Below are 25,018 nucleotides of genomic sequence, written 5' to 3'. Positions count from 1 at the left end.
CCCGGCTCACAGCGGCGGCTTAAGCCGGGCGATCCCGCGCAGCGCGCCGGGGCTGAGCCGGGACAGGAACCGGGCGGCTCGCGCCTCCGGTGTCACCGGCACCACGGCGCGGTTGTGCACCACGGCATCGAGGATCGCGTCGGCGACCTTCTCCGGCGGGTAGTTGCGGAGGCCGTACAGTCGGCTGGTCCGCTTCCGCAGACGTTTCTCCTCATCCGCGTCGGCCCCGGCGAAGTGCGTGGTCGCCGTGATGTTGGTGTTGACGATGCCGGGGCAGATGGCACTGACTCCGATCGAACGCTCCGCCAGTTCGGCCCGCAGGCACTCGCTGAGCATCAGTACGGCCGCTTTGGAGGTGCTGTACGCGGGCAGCGCCCGGGACGGCTGATACGCGGCGGCGGAGGCGGTGTTGACGATATGGCCGCCCTGGCCGCGCTCGGCCATCTGCCTGCCGAAGATCCGGCAGCCGTGGATGACGCCCCACAGATTGACGTCCAGGACGTTCTTCCAGTCCTCGCTCGTGGTCTCCAGGAAAGAGCCGGACAGCCCGATCCCGGCGTTGTTGACCAGGACGTCGACGATCCCGTACTCGGCGGCGACCTTTTCGGCGAGCTTCTCCATCGCCTGCTCGTCGCTGACGTCCACCGCCTCGCTCCAGGCGGCGGGGGAGCCGATCAGACGGGCCATCTCCGCTGTTCTGGCCGCCCCTTCCGCGTCGCGGTCCACGGCCACCACCCGGGCGCCCGCCTCGGCGAACGCGAATGCGGTGGCCCGCCCGATACCGCCCGCCGCGCCCGTCACCAGGACCAGCTGACCGCCGAACCGGTCGGCGTACGCCCCGGTCGGTGCGGTGTCCGGGGCCGGCCGCCCGTCCTCCCGCGCCGACTCGTCGGCGGCGACGAACTCGCTGATCCAGGAGGCCAGCTGGTCCGGGCGGGTGCGCGGCACCCAGTGCTTGGCCGGTAGGGAGCGCCGTACCAAATGCGGTACCCACAGCTCCAGTTGGTCGTACAGCTTCTCCGAAAGGAAGATGTCACCCGTCGGCGTGATCAGCTGGACCGGCACATGCGCGTACGCATCGGCACGCGGTCTGCGCAGCCGGGCGCGGACGTTGTCCCGGTAGAGCCAGGCGCCGTGCGCCGCGTCGTTCGGCAGGGAGGGCGTCGGGTAGTCGCCCGCGGGCACCTTCTCCATCCGCTGGAGTATCCGCGGCCACTGCTTGCCGAGCGGACCGCGCCAGGCGAGCTCCGGCAGCACCGGCGTGTGCAGCATGTACACGTACCAGGACTTGGCCCCCTGACCGAGCAGCTGACCGACCCGGCGCGGGGTGGGCCGCGTCATCCGCTGCTTGATCCAGTGACCGAAGTGGTCCAGGGAGGGACCCGACATCGACGTGAAGGAGGCGATCCGGCCCTCGGTGCGCTTGACCGTCGCGAACTCCCACGACTGGACCGAACCCCAGTCGTGCCCGACCAGATGCACCGGCCGGTCCGGGCTCACCGCATCGACGACGGCCAGGAAGTCGTCGGTGAGTTTCTCCAGAGTGAACCCGCCTCGCAGCGGCTCCGGAGCCGTCGACCGGCCATGGCCGCGCACGTCGTACAGGACGACATGCCACTGCTCGACCAGCCGCACCGCGACCTGCGTCCAGACTTCCTTGCTGTCCGGATAGCCGTGCACCAGCACGACCGTCGGGCGCGTCCCGTCGCCCAGCTCGGCGACGCACAGCTCGATCCCGCCCGTACGCACCCGGCGTTCACGGAACCCCGGCACATCTTGCAGACTCACACCGCCACCCTCTCCTCGGCCCAGCGCCGCACATGCGGCAGATCGTCGTCCAGCCGGAAGGCCCTCTGCTCAGGGTCCTTGGAGTCGGTGACGACCAGGATCTCCTCGAACTTCGCGCCCGTGCCCCGGAATCCGAGATGGGGTTCGACCGCCCACAGCCCCGGCTGCGGAGGATGGTCGGAGAAGCGGTACGGACTTCACAGCGGAGACCAGCCGTCCCGGTGCCCGTGCACCGCATCGCCGACGAGACCCTTGAGCGACTGGGTACCGAACCCGAACACCCGCGGTGACCAGCGGCGCTCGGCGACGCGGTCGACCTTGTGGGCGATGACGCCGAAGGGATAGGCGCGGTGCCTGTTGGCGTACCGTTCCTGGGCGGTGAGCAGGAGTGAGTCCCGGCTCATCGGCACGCCCCGAACGGTCTTGGGCGCACTGGTCCTCCGCTTTCGCATCCTGGTCGGCGACGCATATCCCAAGGAGCTTGTCGTGCAACGGGTTGAGCCCGAGACAGCCGGAATATCCGATGTCCGCCGTGAACTCCTTGTACACCGGAGCCATGTCGAGGATGAACGGCATCCCGGGCTCCAGCTTCCGGTTGGTCGGGAAGAACCGCAGCGGCACCTTGAAACCGGCGAAAGCCGTGCGGTCCCCGAACCAGGCGAACGGGAGATGGAACCAGTCACGGACCCCTCGCTCGCGTAGCCACTCCCGCTGCATCCGGGCCGCCTCACGCTCCGTCACCCCCGGTCCGAGCCGCGCGGCGACTGCCTCCGCGCAGGCATACGCGAGGCGTTGCACCTCTCTGAACCTCTGGAGCTCCTGAAGCAGTCCGTCCTTCACCGGTGAGGCCATGTCACCGTCCGTCCCATGTCGTGTGCGGTACGTGCTCGTAACGCGACACTGATGAATGTGACAATGTCCGGCGGCTGCGTCAAGGGTGCGCAAAGACCTGTGGACAACTCCCCGGCAGCTCCCCGAGCGCCCCGCTCCGGCCCTGCTCCCGGCCACCACCCCTTATCTTCGTCGTCCTCCTTCGTGGGGTCCCCCTACGGGGCCGTACGACTGGAGACTGACGCGGATCCAACCGCCTGGTCTGACGACCTGTGTGGCCTGCGCCACTATCTTCGAAGACGTGACTGTGATCGCGACCGAAAGCCTGAGCAAGCGGTTCCCGAGGGTGACCGCGCTTGACCGGCTCTCCCTGGACATCGGGCCCGGTGTAACCGGCCTGGTGGGCGCCAATGGAGCCGGCAAGTCCACATTGATCAAGATCCTGCTGGGTCTGTCCCCCGCCACCGAAGGCCGGGCCGCGGTGCTCGGGCTGGACGTCGCCACCGGTGGCGCCGCCATCCGGGAACGGGTCGGCTACATGCCCGAGCACGACTGCCTGCCGCCGGACGTCTCGGCCACCGAGTTCGTCGTCCACATGGCGCGGATGTCCGGACTGCCGCCGACGGCAGCGCGCGAGCGCACCGCCGACACGCTGCGCCACGTCGGCCTGTACGAGGAGCGCTACCGCCCCATCGGCGGCTACTCGACCGGCATGAAGCAGCGCGTGAAGCTGGCCCAGGCGCTCGTCCACGACCCGCAGCTGGTCCTCCTCGACGAGCCGACCAACGGCCTGGACCCGGTCGGCCGCGACGAGATGCTCGGCCTGATCCGCCGTGTCCACACCGACTTCGGCATCTCGGTCCTGGTGACCTCCCACCTTCTGGGAGAATTGGAGCGCACCTGCGATCATGTCGTCGTCATCGACGGCGGCGCGCTGCTGCGCTCCAGCTCCACCAGCGACTTCACCCAGACCACCACGACCCTCGCGGTCGAGGTCACCGACAGCGACGTCCACCCCGACGGCACGGACGCACTGCGCCGGGCGCTCACGGCAGCCGGAGTCGGTCTTCTGGGCCGCGACGGAATCGAGGCGGACGGTCTGCCCGGCGCCGGTCACATCCTGCTGATCGAGGCCACCGGCGAGGAGACGTACGACGTCGTCCGCGACAGCGTCGCCGGGCTCGGACTCGGCCTCGTACGGATGGAACAGCGGCGCCACCACATCGCCGAGGTCTTCCGTACCGAAGGCGCCGCAGAGACCACGGAGACCGTCCTGGCAGGAGCCGCACAGCAGAAGGGGAGCGGTCGCGATGAGCACTGAGACCGGGGCCGTGACCGGGAGCGAGACCACCCGGATCCACAACATCGGGTACCGCTCCTACGACGGCCCGCGCCTGGGTCGCGGCTATGCCCGCCGTTCCCTCTACTCGCAGTCGTTGCGGGGCTCCTTCGGACTGGGCCGATCAGCCAAGTCCAAGGTGCTGCCGATGCTGCTCTTCGGCGTGATGTGCCTGGTTGCGCTGATCATCGTGGCCGTCGCGATGGCCACGCCCGACGCGACGAAGCTCGTGATCAAATATACGGATTTCGCGATCTATCTGCAGGCCGTCATCGGTCTCTTCATCGCCTCGCAGGCGCCGCAGTCCGTCTCCCGGGACCTTCGCTTCAAGAGCGTCCCGCTGTACTTCTCGCGCCCCGTCGAACGAGTCGACTACGTCGTCGCCAAGTACGCCGCGATGGCATCCGCCCTGTTCATTCTCACCGCGACACCGCTTCTCGTGATGTATGTGGGAGCCCTGTTGGGGAAGTTCGACTTCGCCGACCAGACCACGTGGTTCGGACAGGGGCTCGTGTCGGTGGCCCTGCTCTCCGTGCTCTTCGCAGGACTCGGCCTGGTGATGGCCGCACTGACTCCGCGCCGCGGCTTCGGTGTTGCCGCGGTGATCGCCGTGCTGACCATCTCGTACGGAGCGGTCTCCACGGTCCAGGCCATCGCCTGGCAGACGGGCTCGCCCGGCGCCGTGCAGTGGCTGGGGCTCTTCTCGCCCATCACGCTGATCGGCGGCGTCCAGAGCGCGTTCCTCGGTGCCACCTCCGCCTTCCCCGGAGGCGAATCACCGGGCGCCGGGACAGGCGTGGTGTATCTGATCGTTGTCCTCGCGCTCGTCGCCGGCTCGTACGCCGTTCTGATGCGCCGCTACCGGAGGGTCGGGCTGTGACCACCATCGAGATCGACCACACCTCGCGCTGGTTCGGCAATGTGGTCGCCGTCAACGACGTGAGTATGACCGTGGGCCCCGGTGTGACCGGCCTGCTCGGCCCCAACGGTGCGGGGAAGTCCACGCTGATCAACATGATGGCCGGGTTTCTCGCGCCGTCGACCGGCAAGGTCACTCTCGACGGCGCGCTGATCTGGCGCAATGAGGAGGTGTACCGGCAGATCGGCATCGTGCCGGAGCGGGAGGCGATGTACGACTTCCTCACCGGCCGCGAGTTCGTCGTCGCCAACGCGGAACTGCAGGGACTCGACGAGGCTGCCGCGCAGAAGGCGCTGGCCACGGTCGAGATGGAGTACGCGCAGGACCGCAAGATCGCCACGTACAGCAAGGGCATGCGGCAGCGCGTGAAGATGGCGTCCGCGCTGGTCCACGAGCCGTCCGTGCTGCTGCTCGACGAACCGTTCAACGGGATGGACCCCCGCCAGCGGATGCAGCTGATGGAGCTGCTTCGGCGGATGGGCGCCGAGGGCCGTACGGTCCTGTTCTCCTCCCACATCCTCGAGGAGGTCGAGCAACTCGCCTCGCACATCGAGGTGATCGTGGCCGGACGGCATGCCGCGTCCGGTGACTTCCGGAAGATCCGCCGCCTGATGACGGACCGTCCACACCGCTATCTCGTACGGTCCAGCGACGACCGCGCCCTCGCCGCCGCGCTCATCGCCGACCCGTCGACGGCCGGGATCGAAGTCGACCTGAGCGAGCAGGCGCTGCGTATCCAGGCGGTCGACTTCGGACGGTTCACCACGCTGCTGCCGAGGGTCGCACGGGAACACGGCATCCGACTGCTGACCGTCTCACCGTCCGACGAGTCCCTCGAATCCGTCTTTTCCTATCTCGTAGCGGCCTGAGTAGCGGCCTGAAAGGAGCTGTGAAGCGTCATGTACAACCCCACAGTCGCCCGGCTCACCTACCGGGCCCTGCTCGGCCGGCGCCGGGCCGCCATCCTCTTCGTCCTGCCCGCGCTGCTGATCGTCATCGCCGTGGCGGTGCGGGCGTTCGCCGGGGTCGATGACCAGGTCGCCACCGATGTACTGGGCGGTTTCGCCATCGCCACGATGGTGCCGCTGATCGGCGTGATCGCCGGTACCGGAGCCATCGGACCGGAGATCGACGACGGTTCGATCGTCTATCTGCTGGCCAAGCCGGTGAGACGGCCGACGATCATCGTCACCAAGCTGACCGTGGCCATCGCGGTGACCATGGTCTTCTCCGCTCTGCCGACGTTCGTCGCGGGCATGATCCTCAACGGTAACGGCCAGCAGATCGCGGTGGCTTACACGATCGCGGCACTGGTCGCCTCCATCGCGTACAGCGCGCTGTTCCTGCTGCTCGGCACGGTCAGCAGGCACGCGGTGGTCTTCGGCCTGGTCTACGCGCTGGTGTGGGAGGCGCTCTTCGGCAGCCTGGTGCCGGGGGCGCGCACGCTCAGCGTGCAGCAGTGGTCGCTCGCGCTCGCCGCGAAGGTCGGCGGGGACGGTGCGATCACCTCCGACGTCGGACTGCCGCTCGCGACGGTTCTGCTGGCCGCTGTCACGGTGGCCGCCACCTGGTACGCCGGTCAGAAACTGCGCACGCTGAAGCTCGCCGGCGAGGAGTGAGCGGTAGGGCTCCGCAGCCCCTTGTGTCCGCCAACCCCTGCCCCTCGGGCGGGGGTTGGCGCATGAACGGACCGTCGTACGCGTAACTGTACGGTTATCGGTTCGTTGTTCAGGGGGCGTGGAGGCAATGAGAATCCGTGGCGTCGTAGTGTTCGTGAAATTGGGGATTGCCGATTCCGGCTCCGGCGAGACGGTGCGGGCCGGGTCGGTCATTGGGTGAGTGGCAACCGTGAGCGTCCTCCGCCCCTGAAGCCCGGGGACAGGGCCGTCCATTGCCGGTTTCTCGAACGGAAGGCATGCCCATGCCCACGGAAGTCGCCCTGCTCGAATCGCGTGCGCTGCGCGTCGAGCAGATGGGGCGCGTCGACGTCCTCGACAAGGTCAAGAGCCTCGTCATGCTTCCTGACGGAATTCACGTCCGCACAGAGGACGTGGCTCGTTACTTCGAAGTATCCACAGAGGTCGTCAAGAAGGTGATCCAGCGCCATCGTGGCGAGATGGAGGAGAACGGCCTCACGCTACTGCGAGGCTCTGAGCTGCGAAACTTCCATAGGGACATGATGTCCCTATGGGGTGGCCGTGAGGGCGAAAGTTATCCACAGGCGGCCACTCGACTCACCCTGTTCACCCGCCGGACCGTGCTCGACGTCGCCATGCTTCTTCGCGACAGCGACATCGCTCGATGCGTCCGAACCTACCTCCTAGGTGCGGAGGAGGATCTGCGGACAGGGCTCGCCTCGCTCGACCGTCGGGTCAATCGCGTCGAGAACTGCCTGGCCGGAGTCGGTTCCGCGCTCCAGGAGCTCGGGCCGGTACTCAACCGGATGTCGCACCGGCTCGACAGCCTCGACCGCAGGCTGGAAACCACGAATCGGGTCGTCGGCGCGATGAGTGTCCGGCTGGGGGACATGTCCGAGGACATCGTCCGTATCGATGCGCGGATGGACGACTTCGTCCGTCAGCTCCAGGATCTGCGACGTCACCGTAGGCGCCGCTGATTACCGTCCGCCGCCAGCTGTCCGCCCACGGCCAGACGTACGTGGGCCGGGGCGGACAGCGAGCACCCCCCGTCGGTCGTCGCCGCTCGAATAATGGGTGGCGGACAAGGACGGCGCCAGGCACAGTGATTGAGGAAAGCACGCCACAGGACCGGGAGAGGAGCGCGACGATGACCGAAAGTACGAGTCCGTCGAGTTCCCACCAGGGCGGCCCGGAGCAGGCGCCGGAGTAACCATCACCTCACTCCGCTGAGCCGCTCCCAGCAGGACGCCCGGGGCGGCTTTTTTGCGCGTATCGCGCGGCCGCCCACCCGGAGGATTGGCCGAGTGGTAAGGCAGCGGCTTGCTAAGCCGTGGTCGGGGCTGTTGACCCCGCGCGCGTTCGATCCGCGCATCCTCCGCACAGATACCGGCGCAGACGACCCCGTGCGCTGAGGTCGCACACGATCACGGGCCGGGTGCATGCCTGCACCCGGCCCGTGATTCTCCGCATGCGCGCGGCCTGCGGCTGCCTAGAGCAGCTGCTCCAGCACCACCGCGATGCCGTCGTCCTCGTTCGAGGCGGTGATCTCATGCGCGACGGCCTTCAGGTCGTCGTGCGCGTTGGCCATCGCGACCCCGTGCTGCGCCCAGGCGAACATCGGGATGTCGTTCGGCATGTCACCGAAGGCGAGCGTGTCCGCCGCCTTCACGCCCAGACGGCGCGCCGCCAGCGAGAGCCCGGTCGCCTTGCTCAGGCCCAGCGGCAGGATCTCCACCACGCCCGGGCCCGCCATGACGACGTCCACCAGGTTGCCGACGGCCCCACGCGCCGCGTTCGCCAGTGCGTCGTCGTCGAGTTCCGGGTGCTGGATGTAGACCTTGTTCAGGGGCGCGGACCACATCTCGATCGCGTCCTCCACGAAGACGGCCGGCAGGGGTCCGTCCTGTACGCGGTAGCCGGGGCCGACCAGCACCTCGCCGTCGAGCCCGTCGCGGCTCGCCGCCAGCGCCAGCGGTCCGACCTCCGCCTCGATCTTGGAGAGCGCGAGGCCGGCGAGCTGGCGGTCCAGCGTCAGCGACGTCAGCAGCTTGTGCTCGCCCGCGTGGTAGACCTGCGCGCCCTGGCCGCAGACGGCGATGCCCTGATAGTCCAGGTCGTCCAGGATGTGCCGGGTCCACGGGACGGCCCGCCCGGTGACGATGATGTGAGCGGCACCGGCCGCGGTGACGGCGGCCAGTGCCTCGCGGGTGCGCTCGGAGACCGTGTCGTCGTTACGCAGCAGCGTCCCGTCGAGGTCGGTGGCGACGAGCTTGTACGGGAAGGTCACTTGGCGACCGGTTCCAGGACCTCACGCCCGCCCAGGTACGGACGGAGCACCTCGGGCACCCGTACCGAACCGTCGGCCAACTGGTGGTTCTCCAGGATCGCCACGATGGTGCGCGGTACGGCGCAGAGCGTGCCGTTCAGCGTGGCGAGCGGCTGGAGGACCTTCTTGCCGTCGCGGGTGTCGCGCATCCGGACGGAGAGGCGGCGCGCCTGGAAACCGTCGCAGTTCGATGCGGACGTCAGCTCGCGGTACTTGCCCTGGGTCGGGATCCACGCCTCGCAGTCGAACTTCCGGGAGGCCGATGCCCCCAGGTCGCCGGTGGCCACGTCGATCACCTGGAACGGCAGTTCGAGGCCGGTGAGCCACTGCTTTTCCCAGTCCAGAAGACGCAGGTGCTCCGCCTCGGCGTCCGCCGGGTCGACGTACGAGAACATCTCGACCTTGTCGAACTGGTGGACGCGGAAAATGCCCCGGGTGTCCTTGCCGTACGTACCGGCCTCGCGGCGGAAGCAGGGCGAGAAGCCCGCGTAGCGGAGCGGCAGCTTGTCCGCGTCGATGATCTCGTCCATGTGGTAAGCGGCGAGCGGGACCTCGGAGGTGCCGACCAGGTAGTAGTCGTCCTTCTCCAGGTGGTACACGTTCTCCGCGGCCTGGCCGAGGAAGCCGGTGCCCTCCATCGCGCGGGGGCGGACCAGCGCGGGGGTCAGCATCGGGATGAACCCGGCCTCGGTGGCCTGCGCGATCGCGGCGTTGACGAGGGCGAGCTCCAGCAGCGCGCCGACACCGGTCAGATAGTAGAAGCGCGAGCCGGACACCTTGGCGCCGCGTTCCATGTCGATCGCGCCGAGCGCCTCGCCGAGCTCCAGGTGGTCCTTGGGCTCGAAGCCCTCGGCACCGAAGTCGCGGATGGTGCCGTGCGTCTCCAGGACGACGAAGTCCTCCTCGCCGCCGACCGGGACGTCCTCGTGGACGATGTTGCCGAGCTGCAGCAGCAGGCTCTTGGCCTCCGCGTCGGCCTCGTCCTGCGCCGCGTCGGCCGCCTTGACGTCGGCCTTCAGCTGCTCGGCCCTCCTGAGCAGCTCGGCGCGCTCCTCGGGAGAAGCCTTGGGGATGAGCTTTCCGAGCGATTTCTGCTCGGAACGGAGTGCGTCGAAGCGGACACCGGACGACCTGCGCCGCTCGTCGGCGGAGAGAAGGGCGTCGACGAGCGCGACGTCCTCTCCACGGGCACGCTGGGAGGCGCGAACACGGTCGGGGTCCTCACGAAGCAGGCGAAGGTCAATCACCCCTCCAGGCTACCGGTGTGCGCTTCCGTAGCTCGAACCGATATTGCCGAGCGTTTCACTTTGCCCGAATTGCCGGAATTGGTAAAAATGCTGGAGCATCATCGCCCGTGGTCGACTCCAGTCGTCAATAAGGAGCCACTATTCCCCTAAATGGGGCAGAAAGGGCTTTCGATCTTGACGTATCAGCCTTGTGTGCGGGGGGAGTTGAGGACACTTGTCCACAGGGGCGGGAAATCCTTCAGGGTTATCCACAGGCTGTGGGGGAAGTCTGTGGACGCAGGAAGAGATCATTCCGAAAGCCGCATGAGGGCTCATGGAGTCCCCGTTCAAACTCACTTCACACACTCATTCGGGTGGGAATTCCTCATCCTAAAGAGTTGATCAATGGAATTGTGATGACACGGGTGGCCTGCGGCTCTGTGGGCAGATGTGGGACGGGTGGGACGATTTGTCGACCATGTCATGGTGAGGGTGTCGACTTGTCCCCAGGTCGAGAACCGGCCCTGTGGATAACTCTTGCGGATTGTGAAAATCAGCAGGTAATACCGGCGATCCGCGCATGCAACCGTCGCAGGGATGCCCATCCCCCATCGGTCCAGGCCGTCGGGCCAGGTCCTCAGCGACGGCCATCACCCCAGGCCGTCAGGCCCGATCATCCGGGTCCCCGTCAGGCACGGCCGTCCTGGACCCGGGCCAGCCAGTCCGAGGCGTCCGTGAACTCCCTGTCCGACGTCCCGTCGCGCAGCGGCCGTACGTCCTCCGGCGCCACCCCCGCACGCGGATACGAACCGAGGAACCGCACCTTCGGACAGATCCGCTTCAGTCCCATCAGCGCCTCCCCGACGCGACGGTCCGCGATGTGTCCCTCGGCATCGACGGCGAAGCAGTAGTTCCCGATGCCCGCGCCGGTCGGCCGCGACTGGATCAGCATCAGGTTCACCCCGCGCACCATGAATTCCTGGAGGAGTTCGAGCAGTGCGCCGGGGTGATCGTCGCCCAGCCAGATGACCACCGACGTCTTGTCCGCGCCGGTCGGCGCCGCGGGCCGGGCCGGGCGACCCACCAGCACGAAGCGCGTCTGCGCGTTCTCCGCGTCGTGGATCTCCGTCACCAGCGGTTCGAGGCCGTAGGTCGCCGCCGCGAACTCACCGGCGAAGGCGGCGTCGTACCGTCCCTCCTGCACCAACCGCGCACCGTCCGCGTTGGACGCGGCCGACTCCCATACGGCCTCCGGCAGATGGGCCGCCATCCAGTTGCGTACCTGTGGCTGTGCGGCCGGGTGCGCGGTGACAGTCTTGACGTCGGACAGCTTGGTGCCGGGCCGCACGAGCAGCGCGAAGGTGATGGAGAGCAGCACCTCGCGGTAGATCATCAGCGGTTCGCCGGTGGTCAACTCGTCGAGGGTCGCGGTGATACCGCCCTCGACGGAGTTCTCGATCGGTACGAGGGCGGCCGCGGCAGCCCCGGTCCGTACCGCGTCCAGAGCCGCCGGTACGGAGACCATCGGGACAAGTTCCCGGGTGGCGGCTTCCGGGAGCGTACGGAGGGCGACCTCGGTGAAGGTGCCTTCGGGGCCGAGATAGGCGTAGCGCGTGGCGGACATACCGTCACCCTAGTGCGCCTTGGTGGCTCAGGGCTCCAGGAGTCGCTGCCCCACGTATTCCCCTTCCGCCGCACCGCCCGGCACTGCGAAGAGGCCGCTCGCCTCGTGCCGGAGGAACGGCGACAGCGCATCACCCCGGTCGAGTTTGCGCTGTACCGGCACGAATCCCTTCAGAGGATCCGCCTGCCAGCAGATGAACAGCAGTCCGGCGTCGGGAGTGCCGTCGGCCGCGATGCCGTCGTGGTACGAGAAGGGGCGGCGCAGCATCGCAGCCCCGCTGTTCCGCTCGGGGGAGGAGATCCGGGCGTGGGCGTTGCCCGGGATCAGCAGTTTGCCGTCGGGGCCCGACTTGTCGAGGTCCATCGGGGTGGTCTCGGTGCCGCCGCTCAGCGGCGCGCCGTCCGACTTGCGCCGCCCTATGACCCGCTCCTGCTGTGCCACCGGAAGCTTCTCCCAGTCGTCGAGCAGCATCCGGATCCGCCGTACGACGGCGTAGGAGCCACCGGCCAGCCAGGCGTACCTCGCCTCGTCGCCCGCCGCAGGCTGAGAAGGTACGAAGATGCGCCGGTCGAAGTCGCTCTCCGACTGCTTCGGGTTCCCGGTGCCGTCGATCTGGCCCATCAGATTGCGGGCGGTTGCCGGCTCGGCCGTGGCACCGGGGGTGCGGTTGAAGCCGTTCATCTGCCAGCGGACCCGGGCCGTCGTGGCAGCCTCCTTCTGGATGGCGCGCAGTGCGTGGAAGGCGACGAGCGCGTCGTCGGCGCCGATCTGCACCCAGAGGTCGCCGTGGGAGCGCTTGGCGTCGAGCCGGTCGGCGGAGAACGGCGGCAGCGGATCCAGTCCGGGCGGCCGGTGGTCCACCAGCCCCGTGCGCACGAAGAAGGAGTGCCCGAAGCCGAAGGTGACGGTCAGCGAGGAGGGGCCCGCATCCAGCGCGATCCCGGTGTCGTGGTCCGTGCCGTCCGCGCTGCCCCCACTGAGGGGTTCGCCGGCCATCAGGCGCTGGGCCACCTCCGACCAGCGGCGCATCAGGGCGGCGGCTTCCTTCCGCCCTGCGCCGGGTGCCAGGTCGAAGGCGATGAGATGGCCGCGCGCCTGAAGCGGAGTGGTGATCCCCGGTTGGTGTTTCCCGTGAAACACTGCCTCGGTCGAGCCGACCGTCATCAGTGCTGTCGGCTCGTCGGCGCGGGCTGCGGCGTAACCGGTCGCACCGCCCGCCGTGCCCAGTACCAGTCCGGTCGCACCGGCCGCACCCACGCTGCCGAGCAGCCGTCGCCGGGAGATCTCGCCGGTGGACCTCTCCCCGTTGCTTCCGGTCTTCTTGCTGTCTGTGCTCACGTTGCTGTCTGTGCTCACGATTCCGCTCAGCCGATCTTCACGTTCTTGCCGATGGTGATCTGATCGATGTCCGACGTACGGACGGTCACCGCGACGTTCCAGTCGCCCGCCATCGGGATCTGGATGCCGCTCGCTGTCCAGTGCCCTTCGGTGAGCCGTTCGGGGAGGACGGGCAGCGGCCCGATGTCCTTGGACTTCAGGGTGAAGGCGAGCTTCACCTCGGGGACGTCCATGGGCTGTCCGTCGGGCGCGTCGATCCAGAGGTGGAGCCCGTTGGCGCCGGTACGGCCGGGGTCGATGTCCATCCGGACCGTCCCCTTGCCGTTTTGGCCTCCGGTGTCGAACGGCAGGCTCAGCGTGACGGGTCCGTCGGCCACGGGCGCGGACGCGCTGGTCGAGGCGCGGGCCGCTTCCTCCTCGGTCCGTCCCGGCTCGGTCGAGGTCAGTACGGTCGTCACCGCCAACAGGGCCACCGCGACGCCCACTTCCGCCAGCACGGAGCGGCGGAGCCCGGACCGGTCGGGGTCGGCATCGCGGTTCCGCTTCTTCGTGGCGGTCGCCACAGCGGCCTTCTGCCGGGCGAGCTGGGCGGCGCGCGACGGGTCCTCGGACGCCTCCGAGGGTTTGCTCTCCACCTCGGCGGACACATCCACGTCCACCTGGGGATCCACCTCGGTCGTGCCCGCCGTCAGTCGAGCCGTCCACCGCCGTGAGATCCACGCGACCCCGACCAGTACGGCGACGAGTCCCACCTTCACGAGAAGCAGTTGCCCGTACCCCGTGCCCGCGAGCGCGGACCAGGAGCCCACCTGGCGCCAGGACTGGTAGAGCCCGGTCGCGGTGAGCACGAGCACGCTGCCGAATGCGATGCGGGAGAAGCGCCGTACCGCCGTGGCTCCGATGTCCGGCGTCCGGTACAACGCGACCAGGAGCGCCGCGAGTCCGCCCAGCCAGGCGGCGACGGCGAGCAGATGCAGCACGTCGACCGGCATGGCGATGCCGGGCTGGATCCCCGTCGAGGCGTGCTCGGCGAGCGCCCACGTCCCGGCGATCCCGGCGGCGATGACCGCGCCGCCGATGGCCAGTCCGAACGTGAGGTCCTTCTTCTCCCGCTCGTCCTCGCGCTTCGCGTACGCCCCGAACAGGACGGCGATGAAAAGCGCGGCGGCCCCGAGCAGTAGCAGCCGGGAGACCAGCGCGGCCCCGGGCTTGGTATCGAGCACGGCCTTCAGGCCGTCCAGGTCGAAGGCGTCCGCGAGCTTTCCCGAGCCGGTGTACGGGCTCCGCAGCAGCAGCATGGCCAAGGTGGCCGCGGTGAGGGTCATCCAGCCGCGCACGACCAGGCGCTGCACCGGGCGCGCGCCCGCCCCGAGCTGCCAGCAGGCCAGGACGAAGGCCGCGCCACCGGCCAGCACGATGAACCCGGCGTACGCGGCGTACCGCGCGATGCCGTAGAGCGCGCCGACCAGGCCACCACCGGCCTGGTCCGACGGGAGGGCGACAGCGGTCTCGGAGGGGGCCCCGATGGAGAAGGTGAAGGCGCCGGAGACCGGGTGGCTGTCCGCGGAGACCGCCTGCCAGGCCACGGTGTACGTCCCGTCGGGCAGCCCGGCGTGGAGCGTGACGCCGTACTTCACGGCGGAGCCGTTCTGCAGATCACGCGGAGCCGCACCGGTGTCGGCGCGCTTGCCGCCGGGGTCCAGGACCCGGATGGAACCGTCGCCCATGGCGACCTGCTCGGAGAAGGTGAGCGTGACCTCTTTCGGCGCGGTGGCGACCACCGCCCCGTCCTGCGGATCGCTCCCGGTGAGCGCGGCATGTGCGGACGCGGGTGCCGCGCCGCCCAGCAGCAGGCCCGCCACCATCGTGACGAGCGCGGCGAGGAGTGCGGCCGCGGCGAGTGGCCGGCGCATCGGGGGCGCGGACGGGGACGGCCCGAAGTGCGGGGCGGTGGCTGTCATGGTGTGTCAGTCCCTCACTGCTTCTTCGGGTTGTAGGTGGTCTCCTTCACAGGAAGGTCGACCGTGATGGGGTGGGCCTTCTCGAAGTGCAGCTCCACGGTCACCGTCTCGCCCTGCTTGGGCCGCTGCTTGAGCGCGGTGAACATGATGTGGCTCCCGCCGCGCTCCAGGTCCAGCTCGCCGTCGGCGGGCACCTCGAAGGACGTCACCATGCGCATCGTCTGGTTCTTCGTCTCGTGGATCGTGACGTGGTCCGAGAGCGGGCTGGTGACCGAGGTGAGCCGGTCGGAGCTGCCGCCACTGTTCCGCACGACGAGGAAGCCCGCCGCCATGTCGCTGACGGGCTGCGGCATGAACGCGCCGGTCACCTTCAGCTCGGGCTTGCTGTCCGAGCCCGAGCATCCCGCCAGCGCCAGCCCGGTGGTGAGGGCGAGGGCGCCGGCGAGGGTCGTGCGGCGATTCACGGAGTCTCCCCCGCGATGATCTTGGGGAGGTCCTTGGTGTAGTCGTCGGGCGACGTGTCCTCGCTGTACAGCACGTACCCCTTGTCGGTCTTCGGGGAGAACGCGATGACCTGTGACCCGTGCATCGAGACGACCGTACCGTCCTTCTCCTTCTTCGGCGGGTCGATGCCGATGCCGATCTGGCGTGCGCCCGCCTGGATGGTCGGGAAGTCGCCGGTGAGGCCGATGAAGGAGGCGTCCTGGGCCTTGAGCCAGCTGCCCAGCGAGGACGGGGTGTCCCGCTCGGGGTCGGTGGTGACGAAGACGACCCGGAGCTTGTCCTGGTCGGCCTTGGGCAGGGACTTCTTGGCGATGGCGATGTTGCTCATGATCAGCGGGCAGACATCGGGGCAGTTGGTGTAGCCGAAGTAGATGAGCGTGGGCCTGCCCTTGGTCTGCTCACGCAGGTCGTACTTCTTGCCGTGGGTGTCCGTCAGCACAAGATCCGGCTTGGTGAACGGCTGGTCGAGCACGGTCGCGGCCTGGGTCTTCGCCTCCGTGGAGACATCGGCGATGGGCTTCTTGGCGCTGTCGCCGCTGCTGCCGCAGGCCGACAGGGTGAGTGCTGCCGCGGCGACGAACGCCGCGACCAGCACAGTCTTCTTACGCATGGATCGCTGATTCCTGGTGGGTCGGTGAAAACGGTGGGGCGTGGGGCCATCCTCCGGATCAGGCCGGGCTCGTGGGCCGAAGCCCACGCGTCTGCGACCTGATCCGGAGGAGAGGCCTGATCCGAAAGAAAGGACCGGGGGTATCAGACGCTGCGGCGGCGGCCGGCGAGGATGCCGAAGGCCACCCCCGCGATGCCGATGACGATGCCGACCACCCCGAGGACACGAGCGGTGGTGTCACTGGAGGACGAGGCGGAAGCAGCCTCCGTGTGTTTGTCCTTCGCTCCGTCGGCGGTCGCCGCAGCGCTCTTGTCGTCGGCGGTGCTGCCGTGCTCGTCGGTGGTCGCGGCGGTCAGCTTGAGGACCGGCGCCGGGCTCTCGGGCTCCTCGGCGCCGTCTTTCTGCTCCTCGATCCAGCGGACGACTTCCTTGTTGTCGTACGTCTGGATGGCCTTGAAGACCAGCTGGTCGGCGTCCTCGGGGAGCTGGCCGACGGAGAGCGGGAACTGCTGGAACTCGCCCGGGCCGATGCCGAGGTCGCTCTTGCTGCCCTCGGCGGTCCAGGTGACCTTGGAGACGACCTCGTTGATCTTCTTGCCGTGCATGTCCAGCGGCTTCGCCAGCTTGCTCCTGGTGACGTCGATCTTCCAGCCGGGCACCGGCTGCGGCATCACGGAGGCCAGCGGGTGGTCGGTCGGGAAGTTGACCTCGAGCTTGGTCGTCGAGGCGTCGTCGCGCTCGTTGGGAACCTTGAAGTTGATCGTGGCGTAGCCGCCCTTGGCTGCCTCGCCCTGCGGCTGCACGCTGACGTGCGCGGATGCCGTACCGGCGAGGATCAGAACGGTGGACGCGGCGACGCCGCCGACCAGGGCGATGCGGGAAACGTTCATGGCAGGAATCACTCCGGAGAAGCACGAAGGAAAGGAGGTCCGCCGCACAGGTGCGCGACGGCATCGCGACACCTCTTCCCTACGTGCGGCGTGCGTGCACGGAGCCGGGCGGGCACCACGGGGGCATGGGCCGAGTGGTGAACACAGAACGGTTCGTGCGTGCCACGAGCGGAGGGCGTCGCGTCAGGCTGCGAGGGTGAACACGGGCGGAGGCCCGCGCCTGATCACCTGGTGCTGCAGTGGATCGCCGGTGACCGGAGCCGGTGCGTCGGCTGCGGTACGGAGAGTGCGCGGCCCGGTCGCCGCTTCATCCGGGAGACCGGCTCGCAGCGCTCGTACGAGAACGAGCGCGGCCCGCAGCGCGCGCAACCGGGCCCCGGCCGCGAGTTGCTGGGCGCCGTACGCGGACAGCCGGGCCAGCCGGAACAACGCGATCTCGCCGCGCCGCAGCAGCCAGCCGGTGGCCAGCGCGGCCAGCAGATGGCCGAGCAGCATGGGCAGGCTGGGCAGCAGATCCGTGAGCGGCCCGGCGAGGGCGGTCGGGCCGGTTCCGGCGGCTGCCATGGACGGATGGCCCATGCCCGTCACCGTCGCCGGATCGATGCCCGCGTCGCTGACGATGCGGTGGGCGTCGGCGGCGTTCAGCTGCGCCGGCCCGGCGCCGCACACCAGGCCGGCGGCGAACCGGATCAGGGAGCTGTCGCCCGCCGCTGCCTGCGTCGGTGTGGCGGACGCGCTGTGCGTGCCCAGTCCGAACAGGGTGTGCAGGGCAAGCTGTCCACCGGCCAGGGCGGCGGCGATGGACGGCAGGGAACGCTCGCGTCCGGCGAGTGCCACCACCACCGCGAAGACTCCGAGGAAGCCCGCGAGCAGCGTCCACCAGGGGACGCTCGCGCAGGACGCCAGTGCGTGCCCTGCCGCGGACAGCGCGACACAGACCGCGGTGAACACCGCGGCCCTCAAGAGCCGCAGACCGGCTCCGGCGCGTGCGTCAGGCGTAGACATGGCGGGGCCATCATCGCACTGCGCCCCGGGCCTTGGTGCGGCAGGTCCGGAAGGTCGTCTTCGGCCCGATTGGGTGCGCGGCGTTCCTGCTGTCGGGCCCGGCATACACGGGTGCACGAAGTGCGGGTATCCGCCGAATGAGCGGTTTCACATCAGGACTGTGCTTACGAACCGCCCGGCGCGGCAATACGTATCGGTATGTCGAGCCGCAGCCAGGAGGCTGGAGCATGAGCATCTGGTGGTCACTCCATTTGCGGCGCGAAGCTGCGAGCGTTCCGCTCGCCCGTCGTTTCCTGCTCGGCACCATGGAGACCGCCGGCGTCGATCCGGACATCTCCTTCGATCTGTCGGTCGCGCTCAGCGAAGCCTGTGCGAATGCCGTTGAGCACGGCGGGGACCGGAGAGACGTCGGAGACATCGACGCCCCCGGGGCTCTCTGGGACACATGGGACGCCTGGGATGAGCAGCCCGGTACGGCCTCCGGGCAGTACCGGGTCACCGCGTATCTGGACGGCGAGAAATGTCGCATCGAAGTCGCCGACTCGGGGCCCGGTTTCCCCGCCCGGTGCGCGCTTCGCACTGCCGATCAGCCGGAGTCGGATCAGCACCAACATCAGCAGCAGTACCTGCCGCCCGTCGGCGCCGAGGACGGCCGGGGGCTCTGTCTGATCGAGCAGCTCGCCGACCACGTCCACTTCGGCAACCGCCCGGGCTGTGGCGCAGTGGTGAGTTTCGACAAGGTTCTGAAATGGCGGGAGGGCGCCCTGCTCATGGTGTCCTGAGCAGGGCGCCCTCCGGCGCACGGGTGCGGATTCCCGGTGATCAGCCCTTGAGCTGGGCCATCCAGGCCTCGATCTCGTCGGCCTGGCGCGGCAGCTTGTCGGAGAGGTTCCGGTTGCCGTCCTCGGTGACGAGGATGTCGTCCTCGATCCGGACGCCGATGCCGCGGTACTCCTCCGGCACGGTCAGGTCGTCGGCCTGGAAGTACAGGCCCGGTTCGACGGTGAGGCACATGCCGGCCTCCAGCGTCCCGTTGACGTACGTGTCCGTGCGCGCGGTGGCGCAGTCATGGACGTCCATGCCGAGCATGTGACCCGTGCCGTGCAGGGTCCAGCGGCGCTGAAGACCCAGCTCCAGAACCTTCTCCACGGAGAGGTCGCCCAGCAGACCCCACGCGACGAGCTTCTCGGCGAGCACGCGCTGCGCGGCGTCGTGGAAGTCGCGGAAGGCCGCGCCCGGCTTGACGGCGGCGATGCCCGCCTCCTGGGCCTCGTACACCGCGTCGTAGATCTTCCGCTGCAGCGGCGTGAACGTGCCGTTGATGGGAAGGGTCCGGGTCACGTCGGCCGTGTAGAGGTCGTTGGTCTCGACACCGGCGTCGAGGAGCAGCAGCTCGCCGGAGCGCACGGGGCCGTCGTTGCGCACCCAGTGCAGGGTCGTGGCGTGCGGGCCGGCCGCGCAGATCGAGCCGTAGCCGATGTCGTTGCCCTCGACGCGGGCGCGCAGGAAGAACGTTCCCTCGATGTAGCGCTCGCTGGTGGCCTCGGCCTTGTCGAGGACCTTCACGACGTCCTCGAAGCCGCGCGCCGTGGCGTCGCAGGCCTTCTGCAGTTCGGCCGTCTCGAAGGCGTCCTTGACCAGCCGCGCCTCGCAGAGATAGATCTTCAGCTCCTCGTCGCGCTCCGCGGTGACCTTGTCGGTGAGCGCGGCCTCGATGCCCGCATCGTGGCCACGGACGTTGCGGACCGGGCCGGTGGCCTCGGCCAGCGCGGCCGGGAGCTCGCGTACATCCTTCGCCGGGATGCCCAGCAGCTGTTCGGCCTCGGCGAGGGAGTGGCGGCGGCCGACCCACAGTTCGCCCTGGCCGTCGAGCCAGAACTCGCCGTTCTCCCGGTTGGAGCGCGGGAGCAGGTAGATCGTCGCCTCGTGGCCGTCGTCCTTCGGCTCCAGGACGAGCACACCGTCCTGGGTCTGGTCGCCGGTGAGGTACGCGTACTCGGTGGACGCGCGGAAGGCGTACTCGGTGTCGTTGACACGGGTCTTCAGCTTGCCCGCGGGAATGACCAGACGCTCGCCGGGGAAGCGGGCGGACAGCGTGGCGCGGCGGTCGGCGGTGTGCCCGGCCTGCGCGATCGGCTCCAGGCCGTGCAGCTCGGTGTCGGCCCAACCCGACTTCATACCGGCGGCGAGCTCATCGGAGACGCCTGGGTACAGGCCGTTCTTCCGCTGCTTGACCGTCTCGGCTTCTTCGGTCTCCGGGTTCTCCGGGATGAGCTCCTCAGACACGGCTTGACTCTCCTTGATACGACACTGGACCTCGTCCATCGTACGGGCGTACGGAAGGGGGCCCAGGGCCGGAAGACCTCTTACACGCGGAACCTGAAGAGACCACTCAGCCGAAACGACGGGTTCAGTCGAAGCGTGCGGCGAGGATCACGACATCCTCCGTGCCCTCGGTCTGGTCGAGCCCGTCCGGAAGGACGGTCCGCAGGACATGGTCGGCGACGGACTCGGCGTCGTGGCGCTGCGCCCTCGGCACGCTCGCGGCCGCCGAGTGGAGCCGTGCGAAGGCCCGGTCCATCGAGTCGCCGGTACGGCGCAGCAGCCCGTCGGTGTAGAGCAGTACGGTCTCCCCGGGCGCCGGAGCGATTTCCACGCTCGGCGCTTCCCAGCAGGCGAGCATGCCCAGCGGCGCGGACAACGAGGTCTCGACGAACTCCGTGCGCCGGTCGCCGATCACCAGCGGCGGGGTGTGCCCGGCACCGGCCAGCAGGATCTTGTGGCGGGCCGGTTCGCAGTAGGCGAAGAGCGCGGTCGCGGACCGGGCGGGTTCGGTCAGCCGCAGCAGCAGTTCCAGATCGGACAGGACGGCGACCGGATCCTCGCCCTCCATCACCGCGTACGCCCGCAGGCCCGCCCGCAGCCGTCCCATGGCGGCCAGGGCCCTCGGCCCGGATCCGCCCACCGAACCGACGGCGAGACCGAGTGCGCCTTCCGGCAGCGCCAGCGCGTCGTACCAGTCACCGCCGCCGCGCGGTGCCGTGCGATGGCGGGCGGCCAGCTGTACGCCGGTGATCCGGGGCAGTCGGCTGGGCAGCAGCTCCTCCGTGATGGTGGCGACGTCGGCCCTGGCCCGTTCCAGCTCCAGCAACCGGGCCAGATGCTCACTCGCGTACCCGGCGTACAGGCCGACGAGATGACGCTGGCGCTCCAGCGGCTCGGCGGGCTCGTCATACAGCCAGACGGCTGCGCCGAGCCGTCCGGTCGCGTCGGTGGTGATCGGCAGAGCGTAGCTGGCGGCGTATCCGAGCCGGGCGGCGACCTCGCGGTGGCGGGGGTCCACGCTTGTGTCACCGAGAAGGTCAGGGCTGGTCAGTGGAGTTTCGGTGGCCGGGAGACCGTCCAGGATCCGTCCGTACGAGGTGGCGCTGCGCGGCACCGTCTCGATGTGCCCGAGTTCGGCATGGGCGAGCCCGAGACCGATGGTGGAGACCGGGCCGCGACGGTCGGAGGGTTCGAACACGATCAGCCCGCGGCGGGCGCCGACGAGAGCCGCGCCGGCATCCAGCAGCTCGTGCAGGGCGTCGTCGAGGGTGCTGGTTCTGGACAGTCGCTCGGTGAGTTCATGGAGCGTCGTGAGGTCGGACACCCAGCCGGCCAGACGGTCCTGGATGAAGACCCCCGGTGCGGCGGGCCCATCGGCCAGGGACCCGGAAGTGCGCGCTGAAACAGGAACCATGGGGTCGATTCCAGCCACTTTCGGCAGGTGAGGGGCGCTCATGGCAACCGGCTTTCCGACCAGTGCGTTTCGTCGAATAGCATCGCAAACCCCCATGTCATTCTGCGCCGCTATCAGTGCATCCACATGTACACGCACAAGTAAGCCGATGTCCAGCATTGTCCCTACGACATTTGTGGTGTCCATGGGACCACTAAGTTGGCCAAAAAATGCACCCTATGGCGGCTAATTGCGGTCGACTGGGTCTGGCTCGACAGGGGGTGCCTGCGGGGTGAAGCCCGGCGGGAGCGTCATTCCGGGCCTGCGGGGTACGTAATCGGTGAGGAACCAGGGGCAGTTCAGGTTGCCCCGGAACCTGGCGCAGAGCCCGGGCGTCCTCACTGTGACGGCCGCTCCCCATCCCCGAGTGGCGGGGTTGTGCACCGTGAGACGGCAGGTGCGACGCGCGCTGCCCCTCGCCATGCTTTTGGCTGGACCTGGCTCGGCTCGACTCGGCTCACGCTCGGTACCGACGGGTGACCCCGTACCGCAGGCATAGAGAACATGTACGCACGGTGAAGAAATGCACACGTGATGTGACGCACATGGTGTGATGTGGCCCTCGGCGTTCAACGGAAAGGAACGAGCGCTCATGCGCGAGATCCTCGGAAGGCGACGCAGGCTCCGGCTCCGGCGCAAGGCAAGGCCCGCTCAGCTCGACGCGGCCATGACCTGCGCCACTGCATGGCAGTGGCCCGTGCTCCCCGGAGTGGGACTGGACGCAGCCGGTAGCCGCGGCGACCGTGGCCGCGGTTGTGCCTGCCCCGATCCCGAGTGCGCCGTACCCGGCGCACACCCCTTCGATCCCGGTCTCCTCGCGGCGACCACCGATGAGCGCATGGTGCGCTGGTGGTGGAACAACCGCCCGACCGCGCCGATCGTGCTGGCCACCGGTGGCCGAGCCCCGTGCGCGCTGAGCCTGCCGGCCGTGGCCGGCGCCCGGGCGCTGACCGAGCTCGACCGCATGGGCATGCGGCTGGGTCCGGTGGTGGCGACACGGACGCGGTGGTCGCTGCTGGTCGCCCCGTACACCCTCGAACGGCTCGGTGAGCTGTTGCACGCCAAGGACTGGGTGCCCAGTTCGCTGCGCTTCCACGGCGAGGGCGGCTATCTTGTCCTCCCCCCGTCGGGAGTGGGTTCGGGGCAGGTGCGCTGGGAGCGGGCTCCCCTGACCGGCTCGGCGACGCCCTGGCTGCCGGATGTCGAAGCCGTCCTGGACGCATTGGTCGAAGCGAGCACCAGCGCTCCGGACGGCGGCAGCCGGCTCGCCTACTGACGGGCGCGGCTGACGGGTCCGGCGTATGAGCGGCTCAGCCGACGGCCCGGGGTGGATCGGCTCGCGCGTTCGGGTGTGAGCCGGTCCCGGTTCTGCGGAGCACGGGCGTGCTCCACCCGGGCGCCCCTATGGCGCCGATGTCTTCGGCGCGGCGTCAGGGACTCCCGTACAGCCGGCAGGTCGGGCCACCATGAATCTCCGCATGATCGTAATGGTGGGTGCGGTGGTGTTTCCCCTCGTCGCTTCCGCGGAACCCGCGGAGAGCCCTGATTCCGTACCTGGCCATGCAAAGTCCGCCCATGCAAACTCTGATGCCGATGGGCTTTCTGATGCGTCTTCTCATAAAGGTTCGGCAGATACTTCGGGGACTGCCTCAAATGGACCTTTGAAGGGGAGTTCCGGTGTCGGATTTCTGTCCGATACCGACCGCTCCGGTGAAGGTGACGCAGTCGGCGTTGCCACCGGGCCCACCGCCCTCACGGGTCCCGGCGCGCTGCCGGTTCCGCTCCGCGGCGTCCCTGCGTCGGGGTCGACGTCGGTCCGCGGCTGCTGTGCGCCGGGCGCAGTCCGCTCTGTGAGCCGCGCCGCGCGCCGAGTCCGGGCATGAGAATGCCCGGCCGCTGGCGACGGGGGATGCACCAGCGACCGGGCTTCTAGAACCGTAACAAGAGATCTGCCGTTCGCAAATTCGATCTCGCTTATTCGGACAGCGAATTACCTGCGGGTGCGGCAGGTGTGACGCGAGTCACCGCGCGGCCCACAGGGGGCGTCACGTCCGCAGGTCAGCTGAGCGTCACCTGGCGGTTGGTGAGGCCGCCACGGGCCCGGCGCTCCTCGGCGGTGAGCGGGGCGTCCGAGGCGAGTGCCGCCGCCAGCCGCTCCGCGAGTTCGGCTGCGGGCTTCTCGCACTCCTTTGCCCCCATCGCGCTCGGCAGGTCCCAGACCGGAACCATCAGCCCGTGCGCGCGGAAGGAGCCGACCAGCCGGGTCCCTTCGCCGAGCGAGGAGGTGCCGGCGGCATGCAGCCGGGCGAGCGCGTCGAGCAGCTGCTCCTCGGGGTGTGGCATGACCCAGCGCAGGTGGTTCTTCTCCGGGGTCTCGCACCAGTACGCGGCGCTCACCCCGGAGAGCAGAACGGTCGGGATCGCCGCTTCGTTCGCGCGCTCCAGGGAAGCGGACACCTCGGGCGTGGCGTTCTCCGCGTCCGGGACCCAGAACTCGAAGCCGGATCGGACGACCGGCTCGAACGCTGCTTCCGGGTCGAGGAGGTCTTGCAGGCGCGGACCGTCGGCGGGTACACGGCGGGCGGCGACGGGCGAGCCGGGCTCGGCGGCCAGTGCGCGCTGCAGGGTGTCCGCGAGGTCACGGCTGAGGTCGCCGGAGGAGGTGTCGTTCTGCAGGGCGAGCAGGACGGAACCGTCGTCTCGGCGCAGTGCAGGCCAGGCCATCGGCAGCACGGTCGCGAGCGTCACGGAGGGCACACCCTCGGGCAGCCCGCCCTTGAGTGTCAGCTCGACCGTGGCGGCGGGCACCAGCTCGCGCAGGGCGACCCAGTCGCACTCGCCCGCCAGGCCCTCGAAGGGGCGGTGGACCAGCTCGGTCACGGCCTGGGCGGCGGCGCGGCCGTGACACGCCTTGTAGCGGCGGCCCGAACCGCACGGGCAGGGCTCGCGAGCCCCGACCACCGGGATCTCGCCGTCCTTGAGTTGCTGCTTCCCGGCCTTGGTCTGAGGGCGCTTCTTGGCCATGGTGGGCTTTCTCCCGATTGCGACAGTGCGGTCTGGGCCGCGAGCCTAGCCGCCCGTGTCGAGTACGGGGCACAGACGCCCGGGCGCCTGCGTGTACATACGCCGGAAGGTCGGCCGGGACGCGGGTCCGTCCGCCGGTCCGCACGCGGGTCCGTCCGCCGGTCCGTCCGCCGGTCCGTCCGCCGGTCCGCACGCGGGACCGTCCGCCGAGTGGT

General features: G+C 69.1%; 20 protein-coding genes, 1 tRNA gene and 1 pseudogene. 8 read left to right on the top strand and 14 right to left on the bottom strand.

Features of this window, described 5'->3' with window-relative positions; all coding sequences use genetic code 11:
• Positions 1–6 precede the first annotated feature (6 nt).
• On the bottom strand, positions 7–1,788 hold the full coding sequence (locus AB0I23_RS15035) for an SDR family oxidoreductase (protein WP_359109615.1): 1,782 nt from the start codon (positions 1,786–1,788) through the stop codon (positions 7–9).
• Positions 1,785–2,570 (bottom strand): annotated as a pseudogene (locus AB0I23_RS15030) (M24 family metallopeptidase); the annotation flags it as partial. The pseudogene AB0I23_RS15030 and the gene AB0I23_RS15035, both read right to left, overlap by 4 nt.
• A 356-nt stretch (positions 2,571–2,926) precedes the next feature.
• Between AB0I23_RS15030 and AB0I23_RS15025 the strand changes: the two are divergent.
• The 6 genes from AB0I23_RS15025 (at position 2,927) to AB0I23_RS15000 (ending at position 7,895) form a co-directional block, all read left to right on the top strand.
• On the top strand, positions 2,927–3,940 hold the full coding sequence (locus AB0I23_RS15025) for an ABC transporter ATP-binding protein (protein WP_359109657.1): 1,014 nt from the start codon (positions 2,927–2,929) through the stop codon (positions 3,938–3,940).
• A complete protein-coding gene (locus tag AB0I23_RS15020) occupies positions 3,930–4,838 on the top strand; it encodes an ABC transporter permease (RefSeq protein WP_359109614.1) in 909 nt (302 codons plus the stop codon). Before AB0I23_RS15025 ends, AB0I23_RS15020 begins: the two co-directional genes overlap by 11 nt.
• Positions 4,835–5,746 (top strand): ABC transporter ATP-binding protein, encoded by a 912-nt coding sequence (locus AB0I23_RS15015; protein ID WP_359109613.1) that lies wholly within the window; start codon positions 4,835–4,837, stop codon positions 5,744–5,746. Before AB0I23_RS15020 ends, AB0I23_RS15015 begins: the two co-directional genes overlap by 4 nt.
• A gap of 30 nt (positions 5,747–5,776) precedes the next feature.
• The gene (locus AB0I23_RS15010; RefSeq protein ID WP_359109612.1) at positions 5,777–6,496 is read left to right on the top strand and encodes an ABC transporter permease; all 720 of its coding nucleotides are present in this window, start codon (positions 5,777–5,779) and stop codon (positions 6,494–6,496) included.
• A gap of 302 nt (positions 6,497–6,798) precedes the next feature.
• Positions 6,799–7,494 carry a hypothetical protein gene (locus AB0I23_RS15005; RefSeq protein WP_359109611.1) on the top strand — a complete coding sequence of 232 codons (696 nt, stop codon included), beginning with the start codon at positions 6,799–6,801 and terminating at the stop codon, positions 7,492–7,494.
• A 313-nt stretch (positions 7,495–7,807) separates the two neighbouring features.
• A tRNA-Ser gene (locus AB0I23_RS15000) sits at positions 7,808–7,895 on the top strand.
• Between the two features lie 111 nt (positions 7,896–8,006).
• On the opposite strand, the gene AB0I23_RS14995 is transcribed toward AB0I23_RS15000, so the two are convergent.
• The 9 genes from AB0I23_RS14995 to AB0I23_RS14955 form a co-directional block, all read right to left on the bottom strand.
• Positions 8,007–8,804: an HAD family hydrolase gene (locus AB0I23_RS14995; protein WP_359109610.1), complete on the bottom strand. Its 798-nt coding sequence runs from the start codon at positions 8,802–8,804 to the stop codon at positions 8,007–8,009.
• Positions 8,801–10,090, bottom strand: a complete 1,290-nt coding sequence (serS, locus tag AB0I23_RS14990) for a serine--tRNA ligase (RefSeq protein ID WP_359109609.1) — start codon at positions 10,088–10,090, stop codon at positions 8,801–8,803. The genes AB0I23_RS14995 and serS overlap by 4 nt, the downstream gene beginning before the upstream one ends.
• A gap of 667 nt (positions 10,091–10,757) precedes the next feature.
• The gene (gene pheA / locus AB0I23_RS14985; RefSeq protein WP_037694981.1) at positions 10,758–11,693 is read right to left on the bottom strand and encodes a prephenate dehydratase; all 936 of its coding nucleotides are present in this window, start codon (positions 11,691–11,693) and stop codon (positions 10,758–10,760) included.
• Between the two features lie 27 nt (positions 11,694–11,720).
• Positions 11,721–13,031, bottom strand: coding sequence for an iron uptake transporter deferrochelatase/peroxidase subunit (gene efeB, locus AB0I23_RS14980; protein ID WP_359109608.1), 1,311 nt, complete (start codon positions 13,029–13,031; stop codon positions 11,721–11,723).
• 26 nt (positions 13,032–13,057) lie between these two features.
• A complete protein-coding gene (locus AB0I23_RS14975) occupies positions 13,058–14,992 on the bottom strand; it encodes a copper resistance CopC/CopD family protein (RefSeq protein WP_359109607.1) in 1,935 nt (644 codons plus the stop codon).
• 14 nt (positions 14,993–15,006) lie between these two features.
• Positions 15,007–15,456: a copper chaperone PCu(A)C gene (locus AB0I23_RS14970; protein ID WP_359109606.1), complete on the bottom strand. Its 450-nt coding sequence runs from the start codon at positions 15,454–15,456 to the stop codon at positions 15,007–15,009.
• Positions 15,453–16,106, bottom strand: coding sequence for an SCO family protein (locus tag AB0I23_RS14965; protein ID WP_359109605.1), 654 nt, complete (start codon positions 16,104–16,106; stop codon positions 15,453–15,455). Before AB0I23_RS14965 ends, AB0I23_RS14970 begins: the two co-directional genes overlap by 4 nt.
• Before the next feature lie 143 nt (positions 16,107–16,249).
• A complete protein-coding gene (locus tag AB0I23_RS14960; RefSeq protein ID WP_359109604.1) occupies positions 16,250–16,996 on the bottom strand; it encodes a YcnI family copper-binding membrane protein in 747 nt (248 codons plus the stop codon).
• 183 nt (positions 16,997–17,179) lie between these two features.
• Positions 17,180–18,001 (bottom strand): hypothetical protein, encoded by an 822-nt coding sequence (locus AB0I23_RS14955; protein WP_359109603.1) that lies wholly within the window; start codon positions 17,999–18,001, stop codon positions 17,180–17,182.
• A 227-nt stretch (positions 18,002–18,228) separates the two neighbouring features.
• Here AB0I23_RS14955 and AB0I23_RS14950 point away from each other — a divergent pair, with 227 nt between their 5' ends.
• On the top strand, positions 18,229–18,783 hold the full coding sequence (locus AB0I23_RS14950; RefSeq protein WP_359109602.1) for an ATP-binding protein: 555 nt from the start codon (positions 18,229–18,231) through the stop codon (positions 18,781–18,783).
• A gap of 40 nt (positions 18,784–18,823) precedes the next feature.
• Here the strand turns inward: AB0I23_RS14950 and AB0I23_RS14945 are convergent, their stop codons facing one another.
• Together AB0I23_RS14945 and AB0I23_RS14940 are read right to left on the bottom strand one after the other, a co-directional pair.
• A complete protein-coding gene (locus tag AB0I23_RS14945) occupies positions 18,824–20,287 on the bottom strand; it encodes an aminopeptidase P family protein (RefSeq protein WP_359109601.1) in 1,464 nt (487 codons plus the stop codon).
• A 124-nt stretch (positions 20,288–20,411) separates the two neighbouring features.
• Positions 20,412–21,899 (bottom strand): PP2C family protein-serine/threonine phosphatase, encoded by a 1,488-nt coding sequence (locus tag AB0I23_RS14940; RefSeq protein ID WP_359109656.1) that lies wholly within the window; start codon positions 21,897–21,899, stop codon positions 20,412–20,414.
• A 472-nt stretch (positions 21,900–22,371) separates the two neighbouring features.
• On the opposite strand from AB0I23_RS14940, the gene AB0I23_RS14935 reads away from it, so the two are divergent.
• A complete protein-coding gene (locus tag AB0I23_RS14935; RefSeq protein WP_359109600.1) occupies positions 22,372–23,055 on the top strand; it encodes a bifunctional DNA primase/polymerase in 684 nt (227 codons plus the stop codon).
• Between the two features lie 782 nt (positions 23,056–23,837).
• Here the strand turns inward: AB0I23_RS14935 and AB0I23_RS14930 are convergent.
• The gene (locus tag AB0I23_RS14930) at positions 23,838–24,803 is read right to left on the bottom strand and encodes a DUF5926 family protein (protein WP_359109599.1); all 966 of its coding nucleotides are present in this window, start codon (positions 24,801–24,803) and stop codon (positions 23,838–23,840) included.
• Between the last annotated feature and the right edge of the window lie 215 nt (positions 24,804–25,018).

The sequence above is a fragment of the Streptomyces atratus genome (assembly GCF_040655115.1).
Taxonomy (GTDB): domain Bacteria; phylum Actinomycetota; class Actinomycetes; order Streptomycetales; family Streptomycetaceae; genus Streptomyces; species Streptomyces atratus_D.
This window is presented reverse-complemented; position numbering and strand designations above follow the sequence as displayed.